The sequence below is a fragment of the Pseudarthrobacter woesei genome (genome assembly GCF_055412745.1).
This window is the reverse complement of the sequence record NZ_JBVAYU010000002.1, coordinates 351,471-376,604: the sequence shown is the minus strand read 5'-3', so window position 1 is coordinate 376,604 and position 25,134 is coordinate 351,471. Positions and strand designations below refer to the sequence as shown.

Below are 25,134 nucleotides of genomic sequence, written 5' to 3'. Positions count from 1 at the left end.
CTGACCCGCCCCGAACCTCTAGGAGCCCCATGATTTCCCTCTCCATCGCCCACGGCATCGCCGAGGTTGTACTCAACGCACCCCACAAGCTGAACTCGCTGGACGGGCAGGCCCTCAGGGATCTGGCACAGGCGTACGACGACGCCGCTGACGCCGCCTCACGCGGCGAAGTGCGGGCGCTGCTGCTCCGCGGTGAGGGCCGCGCCTTCTGTGCGGGCCGGGACATCGCCGGGGTCACCCCGGAGACGGATGACGTCCAGGCCTACCTGGGCGGGCTGCTGCAGCCGCTGCTGAAGAAAATGAGTGCCTTCCCGGCACCCACCTTCGCCGCGGCGCAGGGGGCCTGCCTCGGGGTGGGGCTCGGGCTGCTGCTGGCCACCGACGTCGTGTACGTGGCGGAGAATGCGAAGTTCGGTTCTCCGTTCGCCAACCTCGGCGCCACCCTCGATTCCGGCGGGCACTGGTACTTCACCGAACGCCTCGGCATGCACCGCACTCTGGACCTGATCTACACCGCCGAACTCATGAGCGGCACCGACGCCGTGGCGCAGGGACTCTTCAGCAGGGCCATGCCCGCGGCTGAACTCCTGGCGAACACCCGCACCATCGTGGCGAAGGCCGCCACGGGTGCCACCAGCGCGTTCAACGCCAGCAAGGAACTCGTGGCGCACATCCGGGACCAGCGTCTGGGCCTCTGGGAAGCCATGGAAGAGGAAAACGCCGAGCAGGCCCGCCTCTGCAAGACCGGGGACTATGCCGAGGGGTTCCGCGCCTTCCAGGAGAAGCGGAAACCGGTTTTCAAAGGCTAAGGGCCCTATTGGCGGGTCAAAAGAGACCACATTGTCTCGGTACTCGTCTTTTGTTGCTGCCATTCTCATTTCGAAGGGGCGCTTGTAGTGTTCGTCTATGACTTTGGGGAAACCAGTAACTAAAGCTGTCATTCCTGCCGCCGGACTGGGAACTCGCTTCCTGCCGGCCACCAAAGCGATGCCCAAGGAAATGCTGCCGGTGGTGGACCAGCCGGCCATTCAATATGTGGTGGAAGAAGCCGTCCGGGCCGGCCTGACCGATCTGCTGATGATCACCGGCCGGCAGAAGCGCGCGCTTGAGGACCACTTTGACCGCGAGCCCAGCCTGGAACGCACCCTGGAACTCAAGGGTGATCTGGACCGCCTCGAAGCCGTCCGGCATGCCTCCAGCCTCGGGCCGCTCTACTACGTCCGCCAGGGCGATCCAAAAGGCCTCGGCCACGCCGTCCTCTGCGCCCGGCAGCACATCGGCGACGAGCCCTTTGCGGTGCTGCTCGGTGATGACCTGATTGACGAACGCGACGAGCTCCTCAGCACCATGATTGAGGTACAGGCCCGGACCGGCGGCTCGGTCATCGCCCTCATCGAGGTGGACCCCGCCGAGATCAGCGCCTACGGCTGTGCCGACGTTTCCGTTGTGGATGGCCAGGACCATGTGCGGGTCAATTGCCTCGTGGAGAAGCCGGCCGCCGCCGATGCACCCTCCAACCTGGCCGTCATCGGCCGCTATGTGCTCCACCCGGCTGTCTTCGACGTGCTGGAAGAAACCCTGCCCGGCCGCGGCGGGGAAATCCAGCTGACGGACGCCCTGCAGACCCTTGCCACCTCCGGCTGCGAGGGCGGCGGCGTGTACGGCGTTGTGTTCAAGGGCCGCCGCTACGACACCGGCGACAAGCTGAGCTACCTCAAGGCGGTCATCTCGATCGCCTCGGAACGGGTGGAATTCGGCGAAGAACTCAGGGCCTGGATGAAGGCGTTCGTCAGCTAGGTTTTGCCAGGGCCTTCGCCAGCGGTGCCTTCGCCCCCACCAGGGCCTTCGGGGCCTCCATCAGCCACCACAGCGGACCCGAACGGATCCGCGTCCCAAGCCACACCGTGCCCAGCACAACGGGAACCGTTATCAGGGGCGGAAGCAGGGCATTGGAGATCTGCAGGTCTGACTGGAGGACATGGATGAACCCGGTGATCTTCACCAGGGCGCTGATCAGCGAGATCAGGAAGATGTGGAAGATGTAGACGGGCAGGGTCTGGCTGCCCAGTCTCTGGAGAAGGCCGGGAACCAGCGAATCCATCCGGACCAGGGCCACCAGCTGGGCCACGGCGTAGAGCGCCACGCAGGACAGCAGTACCCTCAGTTCGAGGTCCAGGTCGAAGAAGAACAATGCCAGGCTCAGGATGACGTAGGCGGCTCCCGCGAGGGCCAGCTTCACGTGTGTTGCCGCGGCCATGACCTCGTCCCACAGCTTCCTGCCGTGGACTCCCAGGTAGAACCAGACGAAGTGGGTGGCCATCGAGGGGAGTTTGGAGGCATCCATCGGTGCCGACAGGATGGGCTCTGCGACGTCGTGCAGGAGGGGTGAGAGCGTGCTGAGGATCCCCAGTGGTATCAGGGCGTAGGCGCTGTACCCGCGGAGAGCCCGGATCATCAGCCAGGAGGCCAGGAAGAAGACCGGCAGCGCATAGAGGTACCAGAACGACGTCGGCAGCACCAGGCTGAGGATGATGTCACCCGGCGTCGGGGCCGGGGCCCCGTTCCGCGAAAGGGGCAGCCACAGCCTGGTCAGGAAGAGGAACGTCCAGATGGCGTAGACGTAGTAGAGGCCGATGGTCCGTCCTCTGGAGTGGCCCAGGCCCTTGGCCAGGGCGCTTACGCTCAGAAGCCCGGAGATGAAGAAGAACAGCGGCATCCTGAGCGGGCTCAGCGCCTCGCTGACGGGCCACCAGAATCCTTCGAAGTCATCCTGGATATTGACCTGTGTTTCCATGAACAGTGCTGAGTGGAAGAGCACCACCAGCACCATGCAGAGGCCCTTGGAGAAGTCGACCCACTGGAGCTTCACTTTTCGCGGCGCGTCGTCAACAGGCATGCTGGTCCCCCAATGCCGCCGATCGCCCCGTGGCTGGATGTTCGACCCGATCAGGAATCAGGGTCCGAGACTCGCCAACGAAGCCGGCGGCGCTGAAAGCCCTGCTTCATGAGCCGCGGCCGCCTGAGCCGTCAGCCTACGGGATGGGGGTAGCCGCGTCCAGAGTAGTGGCGGCCGGAAAAATCCAAGTAGTCAACGCGTATCCAGGTCCTCAAAAACTAGGAACGTCTGCGTGTCCAGCACCCCAGGCATGGACTGGAGCTGGTCGAAGATCACCCGGCGCAGGTCGATGTTGTCCACGGCGCGCACCAGCAGGATAACGTCGAAGTCCCCGCCCACCAGGGCGATGTGGTGCACCTCCGGGATGGCGCGCAGCAATTCGCGCAGTTCCCGCCACGAGTGCTGGCGCACCTTGAGCGTCACGTACGCGGATGACTTCAGGCCGGCCTTGATGGGGTCCACGAGGGCCGTGAACTTGGTGAGGACACCCTCGCCGGTCAGCCGGGAAATACGGGTATAGGCGTGGGCGCGGGAGATGTGCACGTTTTCGGCCACCTGGGTGACGGACATCCGGCCGTCCCGGGTCAGCTCCGCAATGATGTTCCGGTCCACATCATCCAGCGGCACCGCCGCCTGGTCCGCCTCGGCCTCTGCCATTTGTCCACAACCCCTGCCAGTAATCCAGCTCACATTTACGATTTGTCTTCCAGAATAGGCCAAAATTCTGGACTTCTCCACGATTTCGCCCAGAGGTGGATACGAAACATCGTCCGGCACCATACTTGGAGGGAATAGTGGCTACAGAAGGACGGACCAATGACGATCTCCGCAGACCACACTGCGCAGCACCCGGCAGCAAATGACGCAGCCAGCGAGGCCGTGCGGAAGTTCGGCATCACGGTGGAGGACTACATGCTGCCCGCACGGCACCAGATCCAGATGGTGGGGCCGGACGGCGCCTTAAACCCGCACACCGAGCAGGGCACCCAGCCCGGCCACGAGTACAGCGTCCCCGGCGATGACGAACTCATGGCAGCCTACGAGCAACTCGTCATCGGGCGCCGCGTCAATGACCAGAACTCCGCGCTGGTCCGGCAGGGCCGGATGGCCGTCTACCCCTCCAGCCACGGCCAGGAAGCCTGCCAGGTGGCCGCCGCCCTCTGCCTGTCCGAGGGCGACTGGATGTTCCCCACCTACCGCGACTCCGTGGCCGTGATGGCCCGCGGTGTCGACCCCGTCCAGACCATGACACTCTTCCGCGGCGACTGGCACGGCGGCTACGACCCCACCAAGCACAAGGTCGGCACCCAATGCACCCCGCTGACCACGCAGCTCCTGCACGGCGTCGGCGTGGCCCACGCCGCTAAGCTGCGCGGCGAGGACACGGTCGTCCTGGCGATGTGCGGCGACGGCGCCACCAGCGAAGGTGACTTCCACGAGGCCCTGAACTTCGCCGCCGTCTTCCACCTGCCCGTGGTCTTCTTCGTCCAGAACAACCAGTACGCCATTTCGGTCCCGCTGGCCCACCAATCCGTCGCGCCGTCCCTAGCCCACAAGGCCGTGGGCTACGGCATGGCCGGTGAGCGCGTGGACGGCAACGACATCGTCGCCCTGCTCGCCGTGCTGGGCCGCGCCGTGACGCTCGCCCGCGAAGGCTCCGGCCCCCTCCTGGTTGAAGCCCACACCTACCGTATGCAGGCCCACACCAACGCAGACGACGCCACCCGCTACCGCCAGGACAGCGAAGTGGCCGAATGGGTGGCCAAGGACCCGCTGAGCCGGATGAAGGCCTATCTCACGGACCGCGGACTGCTCGACGACGGCCACTCCGCCGCGATTGCCGAAAAAGCCGAGGCCGTAGCCGCACAGCTGCGCGAAGGCCTCAGCGAGGACGTCCCCGTCGATCCGCAGGACCTCTTCAAATACGTCTTTTCCACCCCCACTCCGCAGCTGAAGGAACAGTCCGCCATGCTCGCCGACGAACTCGCCCGGGAAGAGGCTGCGAAATGAGCCCCACCATCACCACCTCCTCTGAGGCGAACGGCAACGTCAGCGCAGCCACCGCCCGTGCGGCCGCCACGGCCGCAGCTAGGTCGGAGCAGACCGGCCCGCAGACCATCACGCTGGCCAAGGCCCTGAACACCGCCATGGCCGACGCCATGCACGCGGACCCCTCGGTCCTGGTCTTCGGAGAGGACGTCGGCATGCTCGGCGGCGTCTTCCGGATCACCGACGGGCTCACCAAGACCTTTGGGAAGAGCCGCTGCTTCGACACCCCGCTCGCCGAGTCCGGCATCGTTGGCATGGCCGTGGGCATGGCCATGAACGGCATGCGGCCGGTCATCGAAATGCAGTTCGACGCGTTCGCCTACCCGGCCTTCGAACAGATCGTCAGCCACGTCGCCAAGATGCACAACCGCACCAAAGGCGCCGTGAAACTGCCGATGGTCATCCGGGTCCCGTACGCCGGCGGCATCGGGGGAGTGGAGCACCACTGCGACTCCTCCGAGGCCTACTACGCCCACACCGCCGGCCTGAAGGTCTTCGCCCCGGCCACTGTGGCGGACGGCTACCGGATGCTCCGTGAAGCCATCGATTCCAACGATCCCGTGATGTTCATGGAGCCCAAGAAGCTCTACTGGTCCAAGGACCAGGTGGACCTGGACGCGCTGCGCGCCGAACACGCCGCCAACACCGAACGCGGCACCTCCTCCGAGGGACGGGCCGCCGTCGCCCGCCCCGGCACCGACGCCACCCTGATCGCCTACGGACCCTCCGTCCCTACGGCGCTCGCCGCCGCCGCCGCGGCCGCCGAGGAAGGCCGCTCGCTCGAAGTGATCGACGTCCGCTCGATCGTGCCGTTCGACGACGAGACCGTCTGCGCCTCGGTCCGCAAGACCGGCCGCGCCGTGGTCATCGCCGAGGCCCACGGCTTCGCCTCCGTCTCCTCCGAGATCGTGGCCCGGGTCCAGGAACGCTGTTTCCACTACCTCGCCGCCCCGATCCGCCGCGTCACGGGCTTCGACGTACCGTACCCGGCGCCGAAGCTCGAGCACTACTACCTGCCCGGCGTGGACCGAATCCTCGACGCCGTTGACGACCTCCAGTGGGAGAACTGACCATGAGCGAACCGAAAGTCTTCCTCCTTCCGGACCTTGGTGAAGGACTGACCGAAGCCGAACTCGTGCACTGGCTCGTGGCCGTGGGTGACGAGATCCGTGTGGACCAGCCGATCGCCGAGGTGGAGACCGCCAAGTCCATGGTGGAGGTGCCGTCGCCGTACGCCGGGACCGTCGCCGTGCTGCACGGCGAGCCCGGCCAGACGCTCGACGTCGGCAAGCCGCTGATTTCTGTGACGCCGGTTGGGGCGGCCGCTTCGCCGGCAGCCGCCAGTGGGGCCGCCGCGGATGATGCCGCTGACTCGCCGGCTGCTGTTGCGGCCGAGATTTACCGTGAGGAAGAAAAGGCCGGGTCCGGGAATGTCCTAATCGGGTACGGGACTCCGGGCGGGCATGGTGTTGCGCGGCGGACGCGGGCTCCTAAACGGGCCGCGATGGCTGAGCCTGTCAGTGAGGTATCTGCTGCCGTGAAGGCTGCCGACGACCTGGTGCTGCTGCGGACCCGGGTGCCGGGGAAGCTGGGCGCTGTTATTTCTCCGCTGGTCCGCCGGATGGCGCGCGATCATGGAGTTGATTTGGGGGAACTCCAGGGATCAGGGGCCAGCGGGCTCATCATGCGCCGCGACGTCGAGGCGTTCATCAAGCCGGCTCCGGCGGTTGAGCCTGTCGAATCCAGGCCGATCGATTCCGCCGCGGGTTCGACGGTGTCGACAAGCGCAGCCACCGGAACCAGCGGTGACACCGATGCCCGCACCGGGCTGGGGATCTCCGGACGCACGGCCGTCCGCGGTGTACGGAAGGCTGTTGCTGCGAACATGGCGCGCAGCCGGTCGGAGATCCCCGAAGCCACCGTCTGGGTGGACGTCGATGCCACGGCCCTCGTGGAGATGCGCGCAGCGCTGAAACAGGCTGACCCGAACAACACCCCGGGGCTCCTGGCCTTCATCGCACGCTTCGTCACGGCCGGGTTGAAGAAGTACCCGGAGCTGAACACACGGATCGTCACCACCGAGGACGCAGCCGGCGGAGCGACACAGGAGATTGTGGCCTTCGACGGCGTCAACCTCGGCTTCGCGGCCCAGACCGACCGCGGGCTCATGGTGCCGTCGGTGCGCAACGCGGACAAGCTCAGCGCCCGCCAACTGGACGCCGAGATCCGCCGGCTCACCGCCGTCGTCCGCGACGGCAAGGCCAGCCCCGCGGAACTGGGCAGCGGCACCTTTACGCTGAACAACTACGGTGTCTTCGGCGTCGACGGCTCCGCCGCGATCATCAACCACCCCGAAGTCGGAATCCTCGGCGTCGGGCGGATCATCGACAAACCCTGGGTGGTCAACGGCGAGCTCGCGGTCCGCAAGGTCACCGAACTGACGCTCACCTTCGACCACCGGGTGTGTGACGGCGGGGCCGCGGGTGGGTTCCTGCGCTTCGTGGCTGACGCGATCGAAAATCCGGGGTCTGTCCTGGCTGACCTGTGAGTCTGGGCGGCGCAGCATCGCGCCTGCGTCAAGCCGTATTTTCTCGGCCCTGAGCACCGGCTGGCTGCTCCTGGCGCCCGGCAGCCACAAATTCCGGGCGCTCCGGGCGGCCCACGGTTTCGTGCCCGCGACGGTGTTTACTGCCAGCCTCCGGTCAGCTCCGGTGGGTACAATCGAGGGCAGAACATCGCACCAACGACGGCGGAACAGTGCCGGAACACGGAGATTTAATGTCACGATGGCTCGAGGTTGGCCCGGACAACTACGTCCTGACAACCCAAGGTTCCCTGCTCAACACCGGCCTGGTGGTCGGTACCGAACGCGCCATGGTGATCGACACCGGCGGCGGACCCCGGCAGGGACGCGAGATCCTGGACGCCGTACGCGAAAAGACTGACTTGCCGATCGTCGTCGTCAACACCCATGCCCACTATGACCACTTCTTCGGCAACGCCGTGTTCGCCGACGACGGCGTCACCGAATTCTGGGCGCATGAGAACTGCGCGGCCGAAATCGAAGAAAATGGTGACAGCCAGCGCCGCCTCGTGACGGCACTCGAGCCCGAGATGGCGGCCGGTATAGGCAGCAACATCGAACTCGTGGTGCCGAACGCGATCGTGAAGGACCAGCCGGTCCTGGTGGACCTCGGCGGCCAAAGCGCCACGCTCTTCTACCTCGGCCACGGTCACACCGACGGGGACCTCCTCGTCGGGACGGCCACCACCCTCTACGCCGGTGACCTCGTGGAACAGGGCTCGCATCCGTCCTTCGAGGATTCCTACCCCGAGGACTGGGCCAACGCCCTCCGTCACCTCTCGGCGCTGCGCCACCGCTACGAATTCCTGATTCCCGGGCATGGGGAACCCTGCAGCGACCAGTTCGTCAAGACCATGGCCAACACCATGACCACGGCTGTCCGGCAAGCCACCCAGGCGACGCGGGAGACCCCGGATGACGCCACGAAGGCCATCCCGATCCTGCCCTACGGCCCGGAACAATCCCGCTGGTTCATCAAGCGGCTGCAGGAGACCCGGGCGCACCGCTGAGGCCTGCGGAAAAGCTGCGCAAGAGCTGCGGTAGCGCCCGGCCCGCCGAATGGACAATGCCGGTTGTCTCTCAGTCACCTCCACAAGGGCCCCGTTCCAGGGGTCACACTCGCTAGCGACCAACATGCCCGGAGGGTGGGGATCCCGAGGCGCGTCAACGATGTCGCTGCTCCCAGGAGGTCTCACCTGTGACGTTGCCCGGCTATGTGCTTGCGTTGTGCGTTCTGTTGGGAAGCCTCGTGCTTCTCGCGGCAGTTTTCTACACGGTGCTTCGCTTCAAACGCAAAAAGCAGGCGTCCGCCCCTGCAAATCCCGCCCCGACAAACCAGGTGTTGTAACTGTGCCCTACTTCGACATCAACCCTCACCGCACCAAGCCCAAATGGCGGGCCTACGTGGGCCTGGGGATCCTGGCCGTGGCGGCCGCCTGCGCCGTCTATCTGGTGCTGTCACGCTTCTAGCGGTATGTCTCAGGTTTGCCTGACGGTTGGGAACTTTTGGCAACGACCGGCCGGGTGCTTTTCCGCCCGGCCATGGTGGTAGCCGTGCCGGAGCGGGTACAACTGAATGATGACCACCTCACCCCTAGTGCTCGGCCCCATGATGCGGTACGTCGATGAGACCTCGGCCAGTATCTGGGTGGAGACCCGGACTCAAGCGCGGGTCTCGGTCCGGGCCGGAGGCCGAGACTGGGTGGGACGGACATTCGCGGTGCACGGGCATCACTATGCGCTGGTGGAGTTAGACGGACTGGAGCCTGGAACGGTCACGCCCTACACCCTTGCGGTCAACGGATCGCAGGTTTGGCCCGACCCCGCGTCCGGGTTCCCGCCGTCGATGATCCCCACGCTGAAGCCCGGCAAACCGCTGCGGATGGCTTTCGGCTCCTGCCGCACCAGTGTCCCGCACGATGAAACGGGCAACCGGACCCACGGCGTCGACGCCCTGCGTGCCTACGCGCTGCGGATGGCCTCAAACAACGACCAGGCCTGGCCGGATCTGTTGTCCTTCCTCGGGGACCAGGTGTACGCCGACTTAACCAGCGAGCAGATGCAGCAGTTCATCCGCACCCGCCGGGACATCAACGAGCCGCCGGGCGAGGAGCTTAAGGACTACGAGGAGTACGCCCACCTCTACTCCCTGGCCTGGTCGGACCCCGCGAACAGGTGGCTGCTGTCCACCTTGCCCAGCGCCATGATCTTTGACGACCATGACATCCGCGACGACTGGAACTCCTCGCTGACCTGGAAAAAGGGCATGGAGGTTACCTCCTGGTGGCGTGAACGGATCGTCGCGGGACTGGCCTCGTACTGGGTCTACCAGCATCTGGGGAACCTCTCACCGCGGGAACGCGCCGAGGATCCCATCTGGCAGCGGATCGCCCGGCACACCGGCGAGACGGAGCCGGACCTGACCGCGGATCTGGATAGCTTCGCGGAACGGGCGGACCAGGACCCGACATCCTACCGGTGGAGCTTCTGCAGGGACTTCGGGGACACCCGGCTGATCGTGATCGATTCCCGCGCCGCCCGGAACCTGGCGCCGGCAAACCGCTCCCTGCTGGACGAAGCGGAAATGGCCTGGCTCGACGGCCGGATGCGCGGCGGTTTCCGACACCTGCTGCTGGCAACGTCGCTGCCTTTCCTGCTGCCCATGGGCCTGCACCACGTCGAGGCCTGGGATGAGGCCGTGTCCGAAGGTGCCTGGGGGAAACTGGCCGCCAGGGCCGCGGAGAAGCTGCGCCAGTCGCTGGACCTGGAACACTGGGGCGCCTTCCAGCAGAGTTTCCAGAAAGTGGCGGCCATGGCGGCCGACGTCGCCGACGGCAAACGTGGCCCGGCGCCGGAAACCGTCACGTTCCTCTCCGGAGACGTCCACTTCTCCTACGTTGCGGAGGTGGAACGCTCCTCGGGCAGCCGGATCGTGCAGGCAGTCTGCTCCCCGATCCGCAACCCGCTGCCGCGGATTATGAGGTCGTTTTCGGCCGTCCTGTCCTACGGCCTGGGCGCGGCTGCAGGTTCCCTGGCCGCCCGCTCCGCGAAGGTTCCGGATCCGCCGTTCCGCTGGACCGGCCTCCGGGGGCCGTGGTTCGACAACAACCTGGCCTTCCTCGAGGTGGCGCCGGAGGGACTGAAACTCTGGTGGCAGGCGGGCGTGGTGAACCACGGTAACCATCTTCACCCGGGTCTGGAACGGGTCGCCTCCGTCATCCTCGCTCCCCGGGGCGCGTTCAAACCCGGCGTGAGCCCCGACTCAGCAGAGCCGAAGAAGGAATAGCAGCCGCCTCCGGAGGTCTTCACTCTGCGCGCCGCGGGCCAGTCGAATCGGCGGCCGGATCCGCCCGCGTTTCCGCGTGCTGGTCGGCCAACGGCGGTGCCTGCGCCTAGAATTGCTGTTTGGACCATTTCAAACGAGCACCGCAGCGGCCCTCGCTGTGACTCCTAGGGGAACAAACATGCCCGAACCGGTGGACAACAACACAGCCGACGCTGCCGTCGAGGCAGAACAACCGGAACTCCTGCGCCGGCGCGACCGCCGCCGCAGCGAGGACACCGACGCCCGGACAGGAACTATGCCGATCATCAGTCCCGAGGACATCGACAACCACACGCCGCGTTCGGTGCGTAGCGGTTCCTGGGCCGAGGCGGCCGCCGCGGCGGACGCCCCCGCGGCGCCGGGCCGCTCCCCGCTGGACGTACCTCCCATCGAGTCAATCCCGCCGCTTCCCCCGCGTGCGGCCGTGCCCGCGGCCCCGGAGACCGCGCCCTCCGTGCCGGCCCTGCCCTCCCGGTCCACACGCTCGGCCAGCCGTGCAGCAGCCCTGGCCGCCCCGGCTCCTGACTTCATCAGCTCGCCCGGCCTCTTTGTCCGGGAGCAGAAGCCCCGGCCGGTGGGCGGCCTCCGCGGCGCGCTGTTCACGATGACCGGCGGAGGGCTGAACCTTGGCCCCAGCGCCCGGCAGCGCGAGGAAGACGAACTCGCCCGGCGCATCTCGCGCCAGCTCCAGGGCAGCTACAACACCGCGGTGCTGAGCCTCAAGGGTGGCATCGGCAAAACGTCCACCACGGTGGGCGTCGGACTGACGCTGGCGGAATTCCGTGGTGATCCGCCGTGCGCGATTGACGCGAACCCGGACTCCGGCGACCTCGTGGAGCGCGCCCTCGGCGAGGGCATCTACCAGCAGCAGAGCCCGCGGACCATCACGGATCTGCTGCAGAACGTCGAATCCGTGGATTCCCTTACCGCCCTGGCCCGGTACATGCACCACGCCGGCCGGCTCCACCTGATCGCCGGCGAGCAGGATCCCGAGGTCTCGGACTCCCTGACGGCCGAGGAGTACCTGCGGATCCGCAAACTCATCTCCGGCTACTACTCCGTGGCCCTCACGGACTGCGGGACAGGCGTCACGCACAACGCCATGAGCGGCATCCTGCAGTCCGCGGACAACCTGATCATCGCGGCAGGCTACGCTGTCAGCGGCGCCAAGCGGGCCCGCAGCACCCTGCACTGGCTGGCCGGGCACGGTTATGAGGAACTGGCCCGCAACGCGATCGTGGTCATCACCGACAAGGACGAGGTTTCCTCGCGGGTGGATAAGGACGCGATCGAGGACCACCTCTCCGGCATCTGCCGGCAGCTGATCGCCGTCCCGCATGACCGCGGTGTGGCCGACGGCGACTTGGTCACCCTGGACGTGCTCCGCCCCGAAACGCGCCGCGCGTACCGGGAAATCGCAGCCGCGATCGTGGACGGGTACGTCTAGGCGCTCCCACCTGGCCGGGCCCTAGGATGAAGGGGATGACCACCACACGCCCCGCACCGTTCAGCCTGCGCAGCATCGCCGTCCCCGCCTTCGGGCCGGCCCTGCTGTTCAGCATCGGTGAGGGCGCGATCCTCCCGGTGGTGGCCCTGTCCGCCCGTGACCTGGGCGCCTCGGTGGCCGTCGCCGCCCTGGTGGTGACGCTGATCGGGCTCGGCTCCTGGCTCTTCAACCTCCCCGCCTCGCTCATCACGCTGAAGTTCGGCGAACGCTGGGCGATCGTCGGGGCCGCCGCCGCCAGCGCCATCGCCCTGGCCGCCGCGGCGGTATCCCCGATGATCCCGGCCGGACTCTGGCTGCTTGCCCTGGCGATGCTGGTCGTCGGCATGGCTGCCAGCGTCTTCAGCCTCGCGCGGCAAAAGTACCTGACCGAGGCCGTCCCGGTGATCCTCAGGGCCCGGGCGCTGTCCACCCTCGGCGGGGTCAACCGGATCGGCATCTTTATGGGCCCCTTCATCGGTGCCGCCGTGATGCAGTTCGCCGGCATCACGGGCGCCTACTGGACCGGCGTCGTCGCGATGGTTGCCGCCGCGGCCCTCTCCGTGACCATCCCGGACCTCGTCGCGAAGCCCGCATCGGCGGACGGTGTTCCGGTGCGGCAGGCGACGCTGCGCAGCGTCGCCGTCTCCCACGCCGGGGTGTTCCTGTCCGTCGGGGTGGGGGTGCTGCTGCTAAGTGCGCTGCGCTCCTCCCGCCAGGTGGTGATCCCGCTCTGGGCCGAGCATCTGGGGATGGACGCCACCCAGGCGTCGCTGATTTACGGGCTTTCCGGGGCAATCGACATGCTGGTGTTCTATCCTGCCGGCAGGCTGATGGACCGCAAGGGCAGGCAGTGGGTGGCGGTGCCGTCCACCCTCATCATGGGAACGGCCATGCTGCTCATCCCGCTCAGCACCGGCTTTGTGGGCCTGCTGCTCGCCGCGCTCCTGATCGGCTTCGGCAACGGCATCAGCTCCGGCCTGAACATGACCCTCGGCGCCGACTTTTCGCCCGACAACGGCCGCGGCCAGTTCCTGGGGATCTGGCGGTTCATGGCCGACGCCGGCGCGACCGGCGGTCCGGTGCTGCTCTCCGGTGTGACCGCCGTGGCCTCGCTCGGGGCCGGAGTGGGAGCCACCGGCGTTCTCGGCTTCGCTGCCGCCGCCGTCTTCGCCGTCACCATTCCCCGGCTCAAACACCGCCGGAACTACTGACCGCCTCGGCCGCTCCAGCCGTGGCGCGCTCCGCCGTCGCCGAGTACCCAACTGGCTCGCAGCAGGGGCCGTTCTGGGCGCCCAAAACGGCCCCTGCTGCCAGTCACTTGGGCGGGCCGGACGCAAGCGGTGGCTCCACGGCGCGGCTCAGTGCGGCGGGTCAAGGGCGCGGCTCCACGGCGCGGCTCAGCGCGGCGCGGGTCAGCGGCGCGGCGCGCTCCGCCGTCGTGCCGCATGCCCGAACAGCCAGATGCCGGCCACCGTGGCGAGGTAGCCGGCGATGACGATCAGCGAAGTTCCGGCCCAGAAGTAGTTAGTGGTGCTGCCTTCCTGGCCCGGTCCGGGCGCGATCTTCAGCAGCGAGTAGCCGGCCACCCCGGCCGAGGCGAGCCCCGCGAGCACCGGAAGCGCAAGCCACAGCCGTGACGCCGCCCAGTGCTCCCCGTAGCCGTCCCAGGTGTTCCAGCGCGGTCCCGTGCCGATGATCAGCCACCCGGCCGGGAGCATAAACGCCGCCACCACGAGGATGGCCGCGACCACGTCGGCGGGGCGGTGCCACTGGTTGATGAGGGTGGACAGCCCGGTGGCGACGGTGAAACTGCCGCCGAGGAAACCGGCCAGCGGCCGCCACCGCGGCGAAACCATCAGGAACACGGCGGCCGCGGCGGACGCCGCCATCGTGGTGTGCCCGGAGGGCAGGGAATTCAGCTCCAGCGTCTCGATCCCGCGGTACGGCCGGACCGGGACCAGATCCTTGATGAGCTGCGTCGCCAGATTGGCGCCCACACAGGCTGCAATGGCGATCCCGGCCGCCACCCAGCGCCGCCGCATCACCGTGACGAAGAGGACCACCACGCTGGCGATCAGCACCGACAGGGCGGGCAGCCAGTCCAGGAGCTTGTTGGCGGCCTTGCCGGCCGTGCCGTGAATCTCGACAGCTTCGACCAGCGCCGATTCGTCGATGAACTGGCCCGTGGTGGTGCGGACAAAGTAGTAGTACGTTGCGGCGAGCGCGGCCAGGCAGGCGAGGGTGGCCAGCAGGAACAGCAGCCCGGTTCCCTTGCCGGCAATGACGCCGTGGTTCTTGCCCGGGGCGCCCTCCGGGCGTGGTGCGGCGCTGTCCGGGCGTGCCGCGGCACGGCGTTGCTGCGTCTGCCGGTACTCCGCCGACGGGTGCCTGCTGGTGCGCTCCTGCCGAAAACTCATCGCTATCAGGTTCCCACAGAACTCTGCGAACCGCCTGAGCGGCGGGGGTAGGGTGTGGCCATGGACACCGTGGCCAATCATCCGGACCCCGCCTTCCCCCGCTTCCATCCCCGGCCGGCGAAGGGATGGATCAACGATCCCAACGGCGTCAGCTACGTGGACGGCCGCTACCACGTGTTCTTCCAGTACAACCCGGACTCTGCGCGGCACCACCGGATCTGCTGGGGGCACCTGAGTTCCCCGGACCTGGTCCGCTGGGAGGAAGAACCAATCGCGCTCACGCCCCAGCCGGGCGGCCCCGACGAGCTCGGCTGCTGGACGGGCGTGGTGACGGACGACGGCGGTGTCCCCACCGCCGCCTATTCCGGCGTCGACACCCGGGGCGGCCGCTCCCGCGTGGTGCTGGCCCGCGCGGTCGGGGGAATGAGCACGTGGAGCCAGACGGGACACGTCGCGGCGGAGGTGCCACCGGACCCGCAGGTCACCGCGGTCCGGGATCCGTTCATCTTCCGCTTCCGGGGCCGCCGCTTCGCCCTGCAGGGGGCCGGGCTGGCCTCGGGCCACGCGGCGCTCCTGCTGTACAGCGCCGATGACCTGCGCAGCTGGCGGTACGAGGGGATCTGGTTCAGCTCGGAGGATTCGCTGGCGGCCGAACATCTTCCCGCGGAGATCTGGGAATGCCCGCAGCTGGTCCGGGTCCCGGATTCCTCCGGGGCGGAAACCTGGCTGCTGATGGCCTCGCTCTGGCTCCCCACGGACCAGCACCAGCACCCCAACGGCGTCGGCTATCTCCTCGGGCGGCTTGCCCCGGGGATGGCGGGCCTGCCGGTCTTCACCCCGGAGTCGGGAGGGAAGGCGGATCGCGGCCCCGACTTCTACGCCCCGCAGATCCTGGCCCTGCCGGACCGGGCGCTGCTCTGGGGCTGGTCCAACGAGGTGGAGAGCGCCGGGGGACGGCCGGGGCGCAGCCAGCAGGAGACCGATGACGCAGGCTGGGCCGGTCTCCTGACGTTCCCCCGGCAGCTGTCCGTGCACGGCGGCGCGCTCGCCGTCGAGCCGGCACCGGAACTCCGTGCCTACCGCGGCGGGCAACTCCACCGGGGCGCCGCCGGGTCCCTGGCCCTGCCGCGGCAGGCCGAGGCCCGTGTAACCGGCGGCGAGGGCCCCCTGCGGCTGGTCCTCCGCTCCGGCGGGGGCCACCGCGCCGTCTTCAGCGACACGGTTGCCGGCGGCGACGGGCTCCGGATCTTTGTCGATGCCTCAATAGTCGAGGTCTACCGCCACGGCTCCGTGCCGACGACACTCCGCGCCTACCCCGCCGCAGGGGAGGAGTGGCGGCTTGAACTGCCCCACGGCGCAGCGGCCGACGTCTGGGAGCTCCGGCCCCCCGGCCAGGGGCAGCGGGACGAGGGGTAGACGGACGAGGGGTAGCGGGCCGTGCAAAAGCAGGTAGCCGGTACTCGTGCCCGGCCGGAGGCAGCTTCCTAGACTCGTACGTACCGGTTGGTTGATCCGCCGGATGGTGCTCATTGAGCAGGGCCGGCGAAGACGAGTTTCCTGGACCAGGGACTCACCCCCAGTCAACGCCGGCCCATCAATGTGCCCGGTTCCTGCCACGGGCCGGTTTCCGGACCCGGTCTGCCGCCACGGGTACAGTAAATTCATGCTCAGCAACTCGGTCCCGCCGACTCCGGTCCCGTCCGGAAACCTTTCCCACAACCCTGCGGCACATCCTGCCGGGCAGCTCCCTGGCCTGGCAGAACTCCTCGCCGGCGCCCATGTGGTGAGCCTGCCGATGCGGGTGAAATTCCGCGGCATTGTCCAGCGCGAGGCCCTGCTGATCCGCGGCCCGCTGGGCTGGGGCGAATTCTGCCCCTTTCCCGAGTACGGCGATCCCGAAGCATCCCGCTGGCTCGCGTCCGCGATCGAGGCCGGCTGGCAGGGGTTCCCCGAGCCGCTTCGGAACAGCATCCCGGTCAACGCCACGGTGCCCGCCGTTGCCGCGGACCGTGTGCCGGAAATCCTGGCCCGCTTCGGCCGGGTCGATGCCGTCAAGGTCAAGGTGGCCGAGCGCGGCCAGAGCCTTGACGACGACGCCGCGCGGGTCGCCGCGGTCCGCGAAGCCCTCCCGGACGCCGCGATCAGGGTGGATGCCAACGGCGGCTGGGACGTGCGAACCGCCGTCGAGGCACTCACCCGGCTCGCCGCCGTCGGGCTGGAATACGCCGAACAGCCGGTGCCGGACATCGCCGGCCTCGCCGAGGTGCGCCGCCAGTTGCGGGCCTCCGGCGTCCCGGTGCTGATCGCCGCGGACGAAAGCGTGCGCAAAGAGGAGGACCCGCTCAAGGTGGCCCGCTCCGGCGCCGCGGACCTGATCGTCGTGAAGGCGGCGCCGCTCGGGGGAGTGCGCCGCGCCCTCGCCATCGTGGCGCAGGCCGGACTCCCCGCCGTCGTCAGCTCGGCACTGGACACCTCCGTGGGGATCCGCGCCGGGCTCGCGCTCGCCGCCGCCCTGCCCGAACTGCCGTACGCCTGCGGGCTGGGGACGGTGTCCCTGCTCGCCGCCGATGTCACGCGGGACTCCCTGGTCCCCGACGACGGCGCCATCCGGCTCCGCGAGGTCGCCGCAGACCCGGAACTATTGGCAGAGCATGCCGCCGCGCCGGAGCGCCGGGACTGGTGGCTGGACCGGCTGCGCCGCGTCCACGCGGAGCTGGTGTCCGGCCAAGACGGGACGGCGTAGGCGGGGACCTACCGCATGGCAAGATGTTGGAATGACCCCTCACATGCCCGTCCGGTTCCGCAGGCGCGTCCGCCGGTGCCAACTTGGCTTGCTCGGGGTGACGCTGACGTTGCTGCTCAGCGTGTCCGGATGTTCTGCTGCACCTGGCCCGGCGTCAGCGGCGCCGTCGAGCGCTCCGTCTGGGGCGGCGTCAGCGGCGCCGTCGAGCGCTGCGGCTGGGGCGGCGCTGTCGAGTGCTGCGGAGCCCGATGCCCGCCAGAAGGTGCAGGCGGCTCTTGAACCGGTGGCTGCTTCCACTCCGAAACCGAGTCGGGAGCAGATACGGGCGGCCCTTGCGGCAGCCGGCTATGGCGCGGAGGCCGTGGAGGTGTCGGCTTCGCGGACGCCGACCGGGTTGGCCGTGGAGGCCGTGGAGGCCGGCGTCCTGAGCGGCGGGCAGTGCGTGATGGCGCAGTTGCGCGGGGGCAGCCTGGAGTTGTCCGTGTTGCCGGTCCTCTCGAACGGGAGGTGCTTCGTTGGCAGTACCGACAAGTAGCCGGTTGGACGGCGGGGCAGGGGTTCCGCTCCGTCCAAACCCAGCGCGGCGCAGCCCGTGGCTGCTGATTTTCCAGGTGGCGGGCGAACTCCTGATGACCGGGGGCGTGCTGGCACTGCTCTTCGTCGCGTGGGCTCTGTGGTGGACCAATGTGGAGGCCGACGCGGGTCAAGCAGTCGCCGTGAAGCAGTTCATCCAGCAGCACGCCGTTCCCCCGGCTCCGGCCGCTCCCGCTCCCGCGACGGGAGCCCCGCCGGCGCCATCGGCTGGCCTCGGTGCGGCGGGATCGGCTCCTCCGGTGGGGCAGGCGCCAGCCCGCGGACAGGCGATCGGGGTCATATATGTTCCCCGGTTCGGGTCGGACTACAGCAGGCCGATCGTTCAGGGGACCAGCCAGGAGGTCCTGGATACCCTCGGGCTGGGCCACTACGAAGGCACCGCCATGCCGGGCGAGCTGGGGAACTTTGTGGTTGCAGGTCACCGCCAGACGCACGGAGCCGTGCTCGACGAGATCCACACCCTGGTGCCCGGGGACAAGATCTATGTCCAGACAGCCGAGGCCTTCATCACCTACGTGTACCGCAACGCGGAGATTGTCCTGCCGGATCGGGCGGACGTGTTGTTGCCGGTACCCGGCGAGCCCAATGCCAAACCGGCCGACAGGATCATGACCATGACAAGCTGCAATCCGCGATTCGGCTCTGAGGAGCGCTTCATCTCGTACTCCGTTTTCGAATCGTGGCAGCCCCTCAGTGCCGGGCCCCCGGCAGCCATTGCGAAACAGCTCGCTGAGCTGCAAGGACAGGGCAAGTAGATGTATGCATGGCTATTCCGGCACCTCCCGGGGCCCCTGTGGCTGCGGACGGCCATTTCCCTGGTGCTGCTCGCGGCCGTGTTAGTCGCGCTGGTTGAGTTCGTTTTTCCCTGGGTGGCCCAGGTGACCCACCTGAACGAAAACACGGTGGGGTAACGTCCGGGGCCGTGCTTCGGCAGGTCCCTAAGGTGCTGGCCACGCCCTAAGCCGTCGAGTTCACCCGGATTTCACCCGGGGGACAGTTCCGTGTGGTCCGCGGCTGGCAGGGTGGGCAGGCCCGCTACCCGCCCCATGGAAGGTCTCTCCATGTCTGTTTCCTCCGGACGCACGTTTTCCCTGCTCCCGATGCTCGGCCACACCAAAGGCAAACGAAGCCCCGTCACCTGCGCGCTGAAGTGCGACAACGCCTGCTCAGGTGAGGTGTGCAACACCAGCTCCAACAGCTACTTCCGCGACATCGCCTCCGCCACGATGTCCCGCCGTGCGGCACTGGGCTTCGGCGCCGCCGGTGCCTTCGCCATCGCGTTCGGCGGAGCGCTGACATCGGCCGATTCCGCGGTGGCCGACGGCGGTCCGGGGCTCGCTCCGGCGGCCAAGAACGGCTACGGCACCTCCAAGCTCAAGTTCACCGCCATCGCGCCGGTTGACGCCGCCGTCGACGCCTTCACCGTGCCGGAAGGCTTCACCTGGCAGCCGGTCATCCGCTGGGGCGACCCCCTGTTCAAGGACACACCGGACTTCGACCTCCAGCACCAGAGCGCCGCGGCCCAGGCAGGCCAGTTCGGCTACAACAACGACTACACGGACATCCTCGAGCTCCCGGGCAGCAAGGGCCGCCGCGCGGTGCTGTTCGCCAACCACGAATACACCAACGAGACCATCATGTTCCCGGCCTCGCTGGCCGCCGCCGAGGTCCGCGCGATCGGCGCCGCCGCGCACGGGCTCTCCGTTGTGGAGCTGGAGCGCAAGAACAAGAACAAGCCTTGGAGCTATGTCCGGGGCGCAAAGCTCAACCGCCGCTACCTCAACGACACCGCGTACGAGCTCACCGGACCGGTGGCCGGCTCGCCGCTGGTCCGCACGAAAGCGGACCCTGCCGGCCGCACCATTCTGGGTACGCTGGGCAACTGCGCCGGCGGCACCACCCCATGGGGCACCATCCTCTCCGGCGAGGAGAACTTCAACGGCTACTTCGTCTCGCCGGGCACATCGGCCGAGGACAAGCGCTATGGGCTCACTTCGAAGCCGACAGCCCGCAAGTGGGAGCTGGACGATCCGCGCTTCGATACCCGCAACGCCGACTCCGCCAACGAGGCGAACCGCTTCGGCTGGATCGTGGAAGTCGACCCCTTCGACCCCACCTCCACCCCGAAGAAGCACTCCGCCCTGGGCCGCTTCAAGCACGAAGGCGCCAATGTGATCGTGGCCGAGTCCGGCAAAGTCGTGGCCTACTCGGGCGACGACGAGCGATTCGACTACCTCTACAAGTTCGTCTCGGCTGGCACGTACCGTGAAGGCGACCGCAAGCACAACATGACCCTGCTCTCCGCCGGCGACCTCTACGTGGCCAAGTTCACCGGTAACTCCTCGGCTTCCGAGATCACCGGGAGCGGCGCAGTGCCGTCCGACGGCGGGTTCGACGGCACCGGCGAATGGCTCCCGCTCGTCGTCGGCGGGGCCTCTGCAGTGCCCGGGATGTCCGTCGAAGAGGTGCTCGTGTACACGCGGCTGGCCGCGGACAAGGTGGGCCCCACCAAGATGGACCGCTGCGAGGACGTCCAGCCCAGCCTGCACACCGGCAAGGTCTACGTCGCCTGCACCAACAACTCGGACCGCGGCAAGGCCGGCAAGGAAGGCGCCACCGAGATCAACCCCCGCAACGAAAACCGCGACGGCCACATCGTGGAAATCACCGAGACCGGCGACCAGACCTCCACGAAGTTCACGTGGAACCTGCTGATGGTCTGCGGCGATCCCGCCCAGGGCGACGTCACGTACTTCTCCGGCTTCCCGGCGGACAAGGTCTCGCCCATCTCCTGCCCGGACAACCTCGCGTTCGACTCGGTGGGCAACCTCTGGATCTCCACCGACGGAGCCCCCTCCGGCATCGGCAAGGCGGACGGGCTGTTCAAGGTCACGCTCGACGGCGCCGAGCGCGGCCGGGTGGAGCAATTCCTCGCCGTCCCGCGCGACGGCGAAACCTGCGGCCCCATCATCCACGACGAGGAACGCACCGTGTTCGTCTCCGTGCAGCACCCGGGCGAGGATGGCACCTTCGATGCGCAGCTGTCCTTCTTCCCGGACTACGTAGCCGCCGGCACGACGCCGAAGCGGGGCCAGGCGCGCGCCCCGCGCCCGTCCGTGGTGCAGGTCTACCGCACGGACTCGTAGGCCGCTCCCGTTCCCGGAAAGCAACGCGGGGTCACATCGCGCCCATGTTGGGCCCCGGCATGGGCGCGATGTGACCCCGCGTTGCTTCTGACGGCGGGGGAGGGGCGGGGGCGGGGGAACTGATAATTTGGAGAGTGTGAATAATCCGGCCGAAATGGTTGTCCCCAGAGTCCAGGCAGCGATTGCCAGCGCGTTCGGCGAAGAGTACCGCGGGACGGATCCTGTGATCAGGCCCTCGCAGTTCGCTGATATCCAGATCAACGCCGCCATGGCACTGGCCAAGAAGGTCGGCATGCCGCCGCGGGACGCCGCTGCCAGGATTGTCGAAGCCCTCGAGCTGGACGGCATCTGCACCGCGGTCGAAATCTCCGGGCCCGGCTTCATCAACCTCACCTTCGACGGCACCTGGATCGAAGAGCTGCTCAACACCGAGTCCCGCGCCGCCTCAGTCCCTGACGCCCCGGCCGCGCAGCCGGCGGAAGCCCGGCGTGTCGTCGTCGACTATTCCTCCCCGAACGTCGCCAAGGAAATGCACGTCGGGCACCTGCGCACCACGGTGGTGGGCGACAGCCTCGTCAAGGTGCTCGAGGCGCTGGGGGACACCGTCATCCGGCAGAACCACATCGGCGACTGGGGCACGCCGTTCGGCATGCTGATCGAGCACTGGCTGGAGATCGGCGAGGACTCCCCGGAGGCGGCGCTGCTGGTCGATGACCCCAGCGCCTTCTACCAGGCGGCCCGGGCCAAGTTCGACGCCTCCGCCACAGACGAGGACGGGTTCGCCACCCGCGCCCGGCTAAGGGTGGTGGCGCTGCAGGGCGGCGACCAGGAAACGTTCGCGGTCTGGCAGCGGCTCGTGGCCCAGTCGAAGCGCTACTTCAACGCCATCTACTCGATGCTGGGCATCAGCCTCACCGACGACCACATCGCCGGCGAAAGCTCGTACGACGCCGATTTGGCACGCCTGTGCCAGGAACTCGAGGACCTCGGCATCGCCCGGGTCAGCGACGGTGCCCTGTGCACTTTTCCGGCCGGGTTCACCGGCCGCGACGGCCAGCCGCTGCCGCTCATCATCCGCAAGTCCGACGGCGGCTACGGCTACGGCACCACCGACCTCGCCACCATCCGCTACCGGGTCCGCGAGCTCCAGGCCGACCGCGTCCTCTACGTCGTGGGCGCGCCGCAGAACGTCCACCTGCGCATGGTCCTGGCCACGGCCCGCGACGCCGGCTGGCTCCCGGACAGCGTTGAGGCATTGCACGTGCAGATCGGCAACGTGCTGGGCGAGGACGGGAAGATCCTGAAGTCCCGCTCGGGCGCCCCGGTGAAGCTCATGGCCCTGCTGGACGAGGCCGTGGACCGCGCCCGCGCCGTCATCGATGCCAGCCGGCCCGAGCTCACCGAGGAGGAGCGCGCCGTCACCGCACGCCAGGTGGGGATCGGCGCCGTCAAGTACGCGGACCTCTCCGTGGGCCACGACACCGAATACGTCTTCGACTTCGATCGAATGCTGGCCCTCAGCGGCAATACCGGACCCTACGTGCAGTACGCCGCCGCGCGAATCCGCTCGATCCTGCGCAAGGCCGGGCTGCTTGAACAGCCCGCCGCCGGAACCGGCACAGCCGGAACCGGCACAGCCGGAACCGACACCGACGGCGGCACACCGGCGACGCCGATCGCCGTCGTCGAACCGGCCGAACGCGCCCTGGCCCTGCACCTGCTCGAGTACGGCGCCACGCTGAGCAAGGTGGGCGAAGCGCTCGAGCCGCACCGGCTGTGCACCTACCTCTTCGAGCTCGCGCAGCTCTTCACGTCCTTCTACGACCAGTGCCCCGTGCTGAAGTCGGAAGATTCGGTCCGTGAATCGCGGCTCGCGCTCTGCGCGCTGGTGCTGCGGCGGCTCTCCGGCGGACTTGAGCTGCTGGGCATCGAGACTCCGGAGAACATGTGAGTTCGGCGGGCCCGGGCTCCAACAGCCTGAGCGCGCTGGACGCCGCGCGGATCGCCGTCGCCACGCTGCTGGACTCCGGCGTGCGCTACGCCGTCGTGGCGCCCGGTTCGCGCTCCGCCCCGATGGCCTACGCCCTCGCGGAGGCCGACGCGGCCGGGAGGGTGGAGCTGCTGGTCCGGATCGACGAACGCGACGCCGGCTTCACGGCCCTCGGCCTGGCACTCGCCACCGGGACGCCCGCGGCCGTGCTCACCACCTCCGGAACCGCCGTTGGGAATCTTATGCCGGCCGTTATGGAGGCCGACCACGCCGCGGTGCCCCTCGTGGTCATCTCGGCCGACCGGCCCGAGGAACTCCGCGGCACCGGCGCCAACCAGACCACCGCGCAGCTGGACCTCTTCGGTGACCACGTACGCTTCGCCGCCGATGTGCCCGCGGGCAGCGATCCGCGGCGCGCCGTCGAGACCGCGCTGAGCGCCGCCACCGGAGCCTTCGAGGACACCGCGCCCGGACCCGTCCAGCTCAACCTGGCCTTCCGTGACCCGCTGGTTCCGACCCCCGGCGAGGGGCTTCCCGCCGAGTCCGGCCGCCGCGTCTACCGCGCCGCCCGGGGTCCGCTGGCCCTCGATTTCCCGCCTGCGGAACCCCGGCTGCCGGAACGGTGCACCGTGGTGCTCGCCGGGCACGACGCCGGCCCGGTGGCCGAGGCTTTCGCCCGCGCGCACGGCCTGCCGCTCCTTGCCGAACCGTCCTCCAACGCACGGTTCGGGCCGAATGCGGTGGGGCCCTACCGGCTGCTTCTGGAACACTTCGGCCCGGAATCCGCGCAGCCGATCGAGCGTGTGGTCCTGTTCGGCCGGCCCACCCTGTCCCGGCCGGTGAGCGCCCTGCTGGCCCGCGCCCACGTACCCTCTGCCCTCTACCAGCCGGTTCCCGTGGCCTGGTACGAGCCCGGCCGCCGCACCGAGCTTCCGCTGGAGACCCTGGCGGACCTCGCCGACTTTGCCGGCCGCGGCTCTGCGGCCTGGCTGGATGCCTGGCTCCTGGCCGGGGCCGCCGCCCAGCACGCCGTGGACCTCGCCCTCGCCGGGACCGCCGCCACCGGCCCCTCAGTTGGTGCCCTGGTCTGGGCGAAGTCGCAGGGGCAGTTGATGCTCGGCTCCTCCAATGGCATCCGCGACGTCGACCTCGCAGGCGGCCCCACGCCCGAACCGCTCGCCACCGTCTTCGCCAACCGCGGCCTCTCCGGGATCGACGGCACCATCGCCACGGCCACCGGCATCGCCCTGGGTGGCCGGCAGGAGACCACGGCGCTGATGGGCGACGTCACGTTCCTGCACGACGCCGGCGGGCTGCTGCTCGGTGCCGGGGAATCCGAGCCGTCGCTGCGGATCGTGGTGCTGAACGACGCCGGCGGGGCCATCTTCGGGCTCCTCGAGCACGGCGCCGTCGAGGCTTCCGGCCGCTATGGCGACGCCGTCGAGCGCCTTTTCGGGACCCCGCACAGTGTGGACATTGCGGCACTTGCTACGGCGTACGGCGTCGCGCACCTCTCGGTCAGCACGACGGCGGGGCTCGCCGAGGCGCTGGCGGAGCCGTGGGAGGGCCGCCGCATTATCGAGGTGCGCACGGACCGGCGACACCTGCGGGAGCTGCACGCACGCATCAGGTCCGCCGTGGCCGCCGCCGTGTCCGGGGTCCTGGCCGCGGAGTAGCCCCGGCGACGCGCTTTGTGCCCGGCGACGCGGAAAATACCCTGCGAGGCTTGAATACCCGCCGCGCCAGGGCTTTCGCGCCGCGCACAACGGGAAGCGCCTCGCACAGCCTGCCCGGCGACGTGCCACGTGCCCGGCGACCCGCTTTCTGCCCGGCGACGCGGAAAATACCCTGCGAGGCTGGAATACCCGCCGCGCCAGGGCTTTCGCGCCGCGCACGACGGAAAG

The 25,134-nt window shown here is 68.5% G+C and carries 20 protein-coding genes; 17 read left to right on the top strand and 3 right to left on the bottom strand.

The genetic code is table 11. From position 1 onward, the window contains the following. Positions 1-29 precede the first annotated feature (29 nt). Both ACZYZE_RS04835 and galU read left to right on the top strand, forming a co-directional pair. Positions 30-809 (top strand): enoyl-CoA hydratase/isomerase family protein, encoded by a 780-nt coding sequence (locus ACZYZE_RS04835; protein ID WP_463906508.1) that lies wholly within the window; start codon positions 30-32, stop codon positions 807-809. A gap of 97 nt (positions 810-906) precedes the next feature. After that, positions 907-1,797, top strand: a complete 891-nt coding sequence (galU, locus tag ACZYZE_RS04830) for a UTP--glucose-1-phosphate uridylyltransferase GalU (RefSeq protein WP_463906506.1) — start codon at positions 907-909, stop codon at positions 1,795-1,797. Here galU and ACZYZE_RS04825 read toward each other — a convergent pair. Together ACZYZE_RS04825 and ACZYZE_RS04820 are read right to left on the bottom strand one after the other, a co-directional pair. Then, entirely contained in the window at positions 1,790-2,896 is a 1,107-nt protein-coding gene (locus ACZYZE_RS04825) for an acyltransferase family protein (protein WP_459317482.1), read from the bottom strand. The genes galU and ACZYZE_RS04825 overlap by 8 nt on opposite strands. Positions 2,897-3,088: 192 nt before the next feature. Further along, the gene (locus ACZYZE_RS04820; RefSeq protein WP_459317483.1) at positions 3,089-3,553 is read right to left on the bottom strand and encodes an Lrp/AsnC family transcriptional regulator; all 465 of its coding nucleotides are present in this window, start codon (positions 3,551-3,553) and stop codon (positions 3,089-3,091) included. A 159-nt stretch (positions 3,554-3,712) separates the two neighbouring features. On the opposite strand from ACZYZE_RS04820, the gene pdhA reads away from it, so the two are divergent. From pdhA to ACZYZE_RS04785, 7 genes are all read left to right on the top strand, one after another. Continuing rightward, positions 3,713-4,906, top strand: coding sequence for a pyruvate dehydrogenase (acetyl-transferring) E1 component subunit alpha (gene pdhA / locus ACZYZE_RS04815; RefSeq protein WP_459317484.1), 1,194 nt, complete (start codon positions 3,713-3,715; stop codon positions 4,904-4,906). Beyond that, positions 4,903-6,015, top strand: coding sequence for an alpha-ketoacid dehydrogenase subunit beta (locus tag ACZYZE_RS04810; protein WP_459317485.1), 1,113 nt, complete (start codon positions 4,903-4,905; stop codon positions 6,013-6,015). The genes pdhA and ACZYZE_RS04810 overlap by 4 nt, the downstream gene beginning before the upstream one ends. A gap of 2 nt (positions 6,016-6,017) precedes the next feature. Then, on the top strand, positions 6,018-7,493 hold the full coding sequence (locus tag ACZYZE_RS04805; protein ID WP_463906504.1) for a dihydrolipoamide acetyltransferase family protein: 1,476 nt from the start codon (positions 6,018-6,020) through the stop codon (positions 7,491-7,493). A gap of 230 nt (positions 7,494-7,723) precedes the next feature. Then, positions 7,724-8,539 (top strand): MBL fold metallo-hydrolase, encoded by an 816-nt coding sequence (locus ACZYZE_RS04800; protein WP_459317487.1) that lies wholly within the window; start codon positions 7,724-7,726, stop codon positions 8,537-8,539. Positions 8,540-9,108: 569 nt separating this feature from the next. Next, the gene (locus tag ACZYZE_RS04795; RefSeq protein ID WP_459317488.1) at positions 9,109-10,815 is read left to right on the top strand and encodes an alkaline phosphatase D family protein; all 1,707 of its coding nucleotides are present in this window, start codon (positions 9,109-9,111) and stop codon (positions 10,813-10,815) included. A gap of 178 nt (positions 10,816-10,993) precedes the next feature. Then, complete coding sequence (locus ACZYZE_RS04790; RefSeq protein ID WP_459317489.1) at positions 10,994-12,301, top strand: MinD/ParA family ATP-binding protein; 1,308 nt, start codon at positions 10,994-10,996, stop codon at positions 12,299-12,301. 35 nt (positions 12,302-12,336) lie between these two features. After that, entirely contained in the window at positions 12,337-13,551 is a 1,215-nt protein-coding gene (locus ACZYZE_RS04785; RefSeq protein WP_459317490.1) for an MFS transporter, read from the top strand. Between the two features lie 201 nt (positions 13,552-13,752). Here the strand turns inward: ACZYZE_RS04785 and ACZYZE_RS04780 are convergent, their stop codons facing one another. Further along, positions 13,753-14,757: a phosphatase PAP2 family protein gene (locus tag ACZYZE_RS04780; RefSeq protein ID WP_459317491.1), complete on the bottom strand. Its 1,005-nt coding sequence runs from the start codon at positions 14,755-14,757 to the stop codon at positions 13,753-13,755. Positions 14,758-14,817: 60 nt separating this feature from the next. Between ACZYZE_RS04780 and ACZYZE_RS04775 the strand changes: the two genes are divergently transcribed. The 8 genes from ACZYZE_RS04775 (at position 14,818) to menD (ending at position 24,906) form a co-directional block, all read left to right on the top strand. Beyond that, positions 14,818-16,173 carry a glycoside hydrolase family 32 protein gene (locus tag ACZYZE_RS04775; protein WP_459317492.1) on the top strand — a complete coding sequence of 452 codons (1,356 nt, stop codon included), beginning with the start codon at positions 14,818-14,820 and terminating at the stop codon, positions 16,171-16,173. A 247-nt stretch (positions 16,174-16,420) separates the two neighbouring features. Then, the gene (locus ACZYZE_RS04770; protein ID WP_463906500.1) at positions 16,421-17,500 is read left to right on the top strand and encodes an o-succinylbenzoate synthase; all 1,080 of its coding nucleotides are present in this window, start codon (positions 16,421-16,423) and stop codon (positions 17,498-17,500) included. Then, positions 17,409-18,035 (top strand): DUF6993 domain-containing protein, encoded by a 627-nt coding sequence (locus tag ACZYZE_RS04765; RefSeq protein ID WP_463906499.1) that lies wholly within the window; start codon positions 17,409-17,411, stop codon positions 18,033-18,035. The genes ACZYZE_RS04770 and ACZYZE_RS04765 overlap by 92 nt, the downstream gene beginning before the upstream one ends. A 76-nt stretch (positions 18,036-18,111) precedes the next feature. Further along, on the top strand, positions 18,112-18,849 hold the full coding sequence (locus ACZYZE_RS04760; RefSeq protein ID WP_463906498.1) for a class E sortase: 738 nt from the start codon (positions 18,112-18,114) through the stop codon (positions 18,847-18,849). Then, complete coding sequence (locus ACZYZE_RS04755; protein ID WP_459317494.1) at positions 18,850-19,005, top strand: hypothetical protein; 156 nt, start codon at positions 18,850-18,852, stop codon at positions 19,003-19,005. It begins immediately after the preceding gene. Between the two features lie 150 nt (positions 19,006-19,155). Next, a complete protein-coding gene (locus ACZYZE_RS04750; RefSeq protein WP_463906496.1) occupies positions 19,156-21,240 on the top strand; it encodes a PhoX family protein in 2,085 nt (694 codons plus the stop codon). 154 nt (positions 21,241-21,394) lie between these two features. Then, complete coding sequence (gene argS / locus ACZYZE_RS04745) at positions 21,395-23,191, top strand: arginine--tRNA ligase (protein ID WP_459317496.1); 1,797 nt, start codon at positions 21,395-21,397, stop codon at positions 23,189-23,191. Continuing rightward, positions 23,188-24,906, top strand: a complete 1,719-nt coding sequence (gene menD / locus ACZYZE_RS04740) for a 2-succinyl-5-enolpyruvyl-6-hydroxy-3-cyclohexene-1-carboxylic-acid synthase (protein ID WP_463906494.1) — start codon at positions 23,188-23,190, stop codon at positions 24,904-24,906. The genes argS and menD overlap by 4 nt, the downstream gene beginning before the upstream one ends. Positions 24,907-25,134 lie beyond the last annotated feature (228 nt).

What these genes read in the sequence shown, in the direction of transcription:
- ACZYZE_RS04835 (WP_463906508.1), top strand. Translation starts at nt 30, where the DNA reads ATGATTTCCCTCTCCATCGCCCACGGCATCGCCGAGGTTGTACTCAAC.
- galU (WP_463906506.1), top strand. Translation starts at nt 907, where the DNA reads ATGACTTTGGGGAAACCAGTAACTAAAGCTGTCATTCCTGCCGCCGGA.
- ACZYZE_RS04825 (WP_459317482.1), bottom strand. Translation starts at nt 2,896, where the DNA reads ATGCCTGTTGACGACGCGCCGCGAAAAGTGAAGCTCCAGTGGGTCGAC.
- ACZYZE_RS04820 (WP_459317483.1), bottom strand. Translation starts at nt 3,553, where the DNA reads ATGGCAGAGGCCGAGGCGGACCAGGCGGCGGTGCCGCTGGATGATGTG.
- pdhA (WP_459317484.1), top strand. Translation starts at nt 3,713, where the DNA reads ATGACGATCTCCGCAGACCACACTGCGCAGCACCCGGCAGCAAATGAC.
- ACZYZE_RS04810 (WP_459317485.1), top strand. Translation starts at nt 4,903, where the DNA reads ATGAGCCCCACCATCACCACCTCCTCTGAGGCGAACGGCAACGTCAGC.
- ACZYZE_RS04805 (WP_463906504.1), top strand. Translation starts at nt 6,018, where the DNA reads ATGAGCGAACCGAAAGTCTTCCTCCTTCCGGACCTTGGTGAAGGACTG.
- ACZYZE_RS04800 (WP_459317487.1), top strand. Translation starts at nt 7,724, where the DNA reads ATGTCACGATGGCTCGAGGTTGGCCCGGACAACTACGTCCTGACAACC.
- ACZYZE_RS04795 (WP_459317488.1), top strand. Translation starts at nt 9,109, where the DNA reads ATGACCACCTCACCCCTAGTGCTCGGCCCCATGATGCGGTACGTCGAT.
- ACZYZE_RS04790 (WP_459317489.1), top strand. Translation starts at nt 10,994, where the DNA reads ATGCCCGAACCGGTGGACAACAACACAGCCGACGCTGCCGTCGAGGCA.
- ACZYZE_RS04785 (WP_459317490.1), top strand. Translation starts at nt 12,337, where the DNA reads ATGACCACCACACGCCCCGCACCGTTCAGCCTGCGCAGCATCGCCGTC.
- ACZYZE_RS04780 (WP_459317491.1), bottom strand. Translation starts at nt 14,757, where the DNA reads ATGAGTTTTCGGCAGGAGCGCACCAGCAGGCACCCGTCGGCGGAGTAC.
- ACZYZE_RS04775 (WP_459317492.1), top strand. Translation starts at nt 14,818, where the DNA reads ATGGACACCGTGGCCAATCATCCGGACCCCGCCTTCCCCCGCTTCCAT.
- ACZYZE_RS04770 (WP_463906500.1), top strand. Translation starts at nt 16,421, where the DNA reads ATGCTCAGCAACTCGGTCCCGCCGACTCCGGTCCCGTCCGGAAACCTT.
- ACZYZE_RS04765 (WP_463906499.1), top strand. Translation starts at nt 17,409, where the DNA reads ATGCCGCCGCGCCGGAGCGCCGGGACTGGTGGCTGGACCGGCTGCGCC.
- ACZYZE_RS04755 (WP_459317494.1), top strand. Translation starts at nt 18,850, where the DNA reads ATGTATGCATGGCTATTCCGGCACCTCCCGGGGCCCCTGTGGCTGCGG.
- ACZYZE_RS04750 (WP_463906496.1), top strand. Translation starts at nt 19,156, where the DNA reads ATGTCTGTTTCCTCCGGACGCACGTTTTCCCTGCTCCCGATGCTCGGC.
- argS (WP_459317496.1), top strand. Translation starts at nt 21,395, where the DNA reads ATGGTTGTCCCCAGAGTCCAGGCAGCGATTGCCAGCGCGTTCGGCGAA.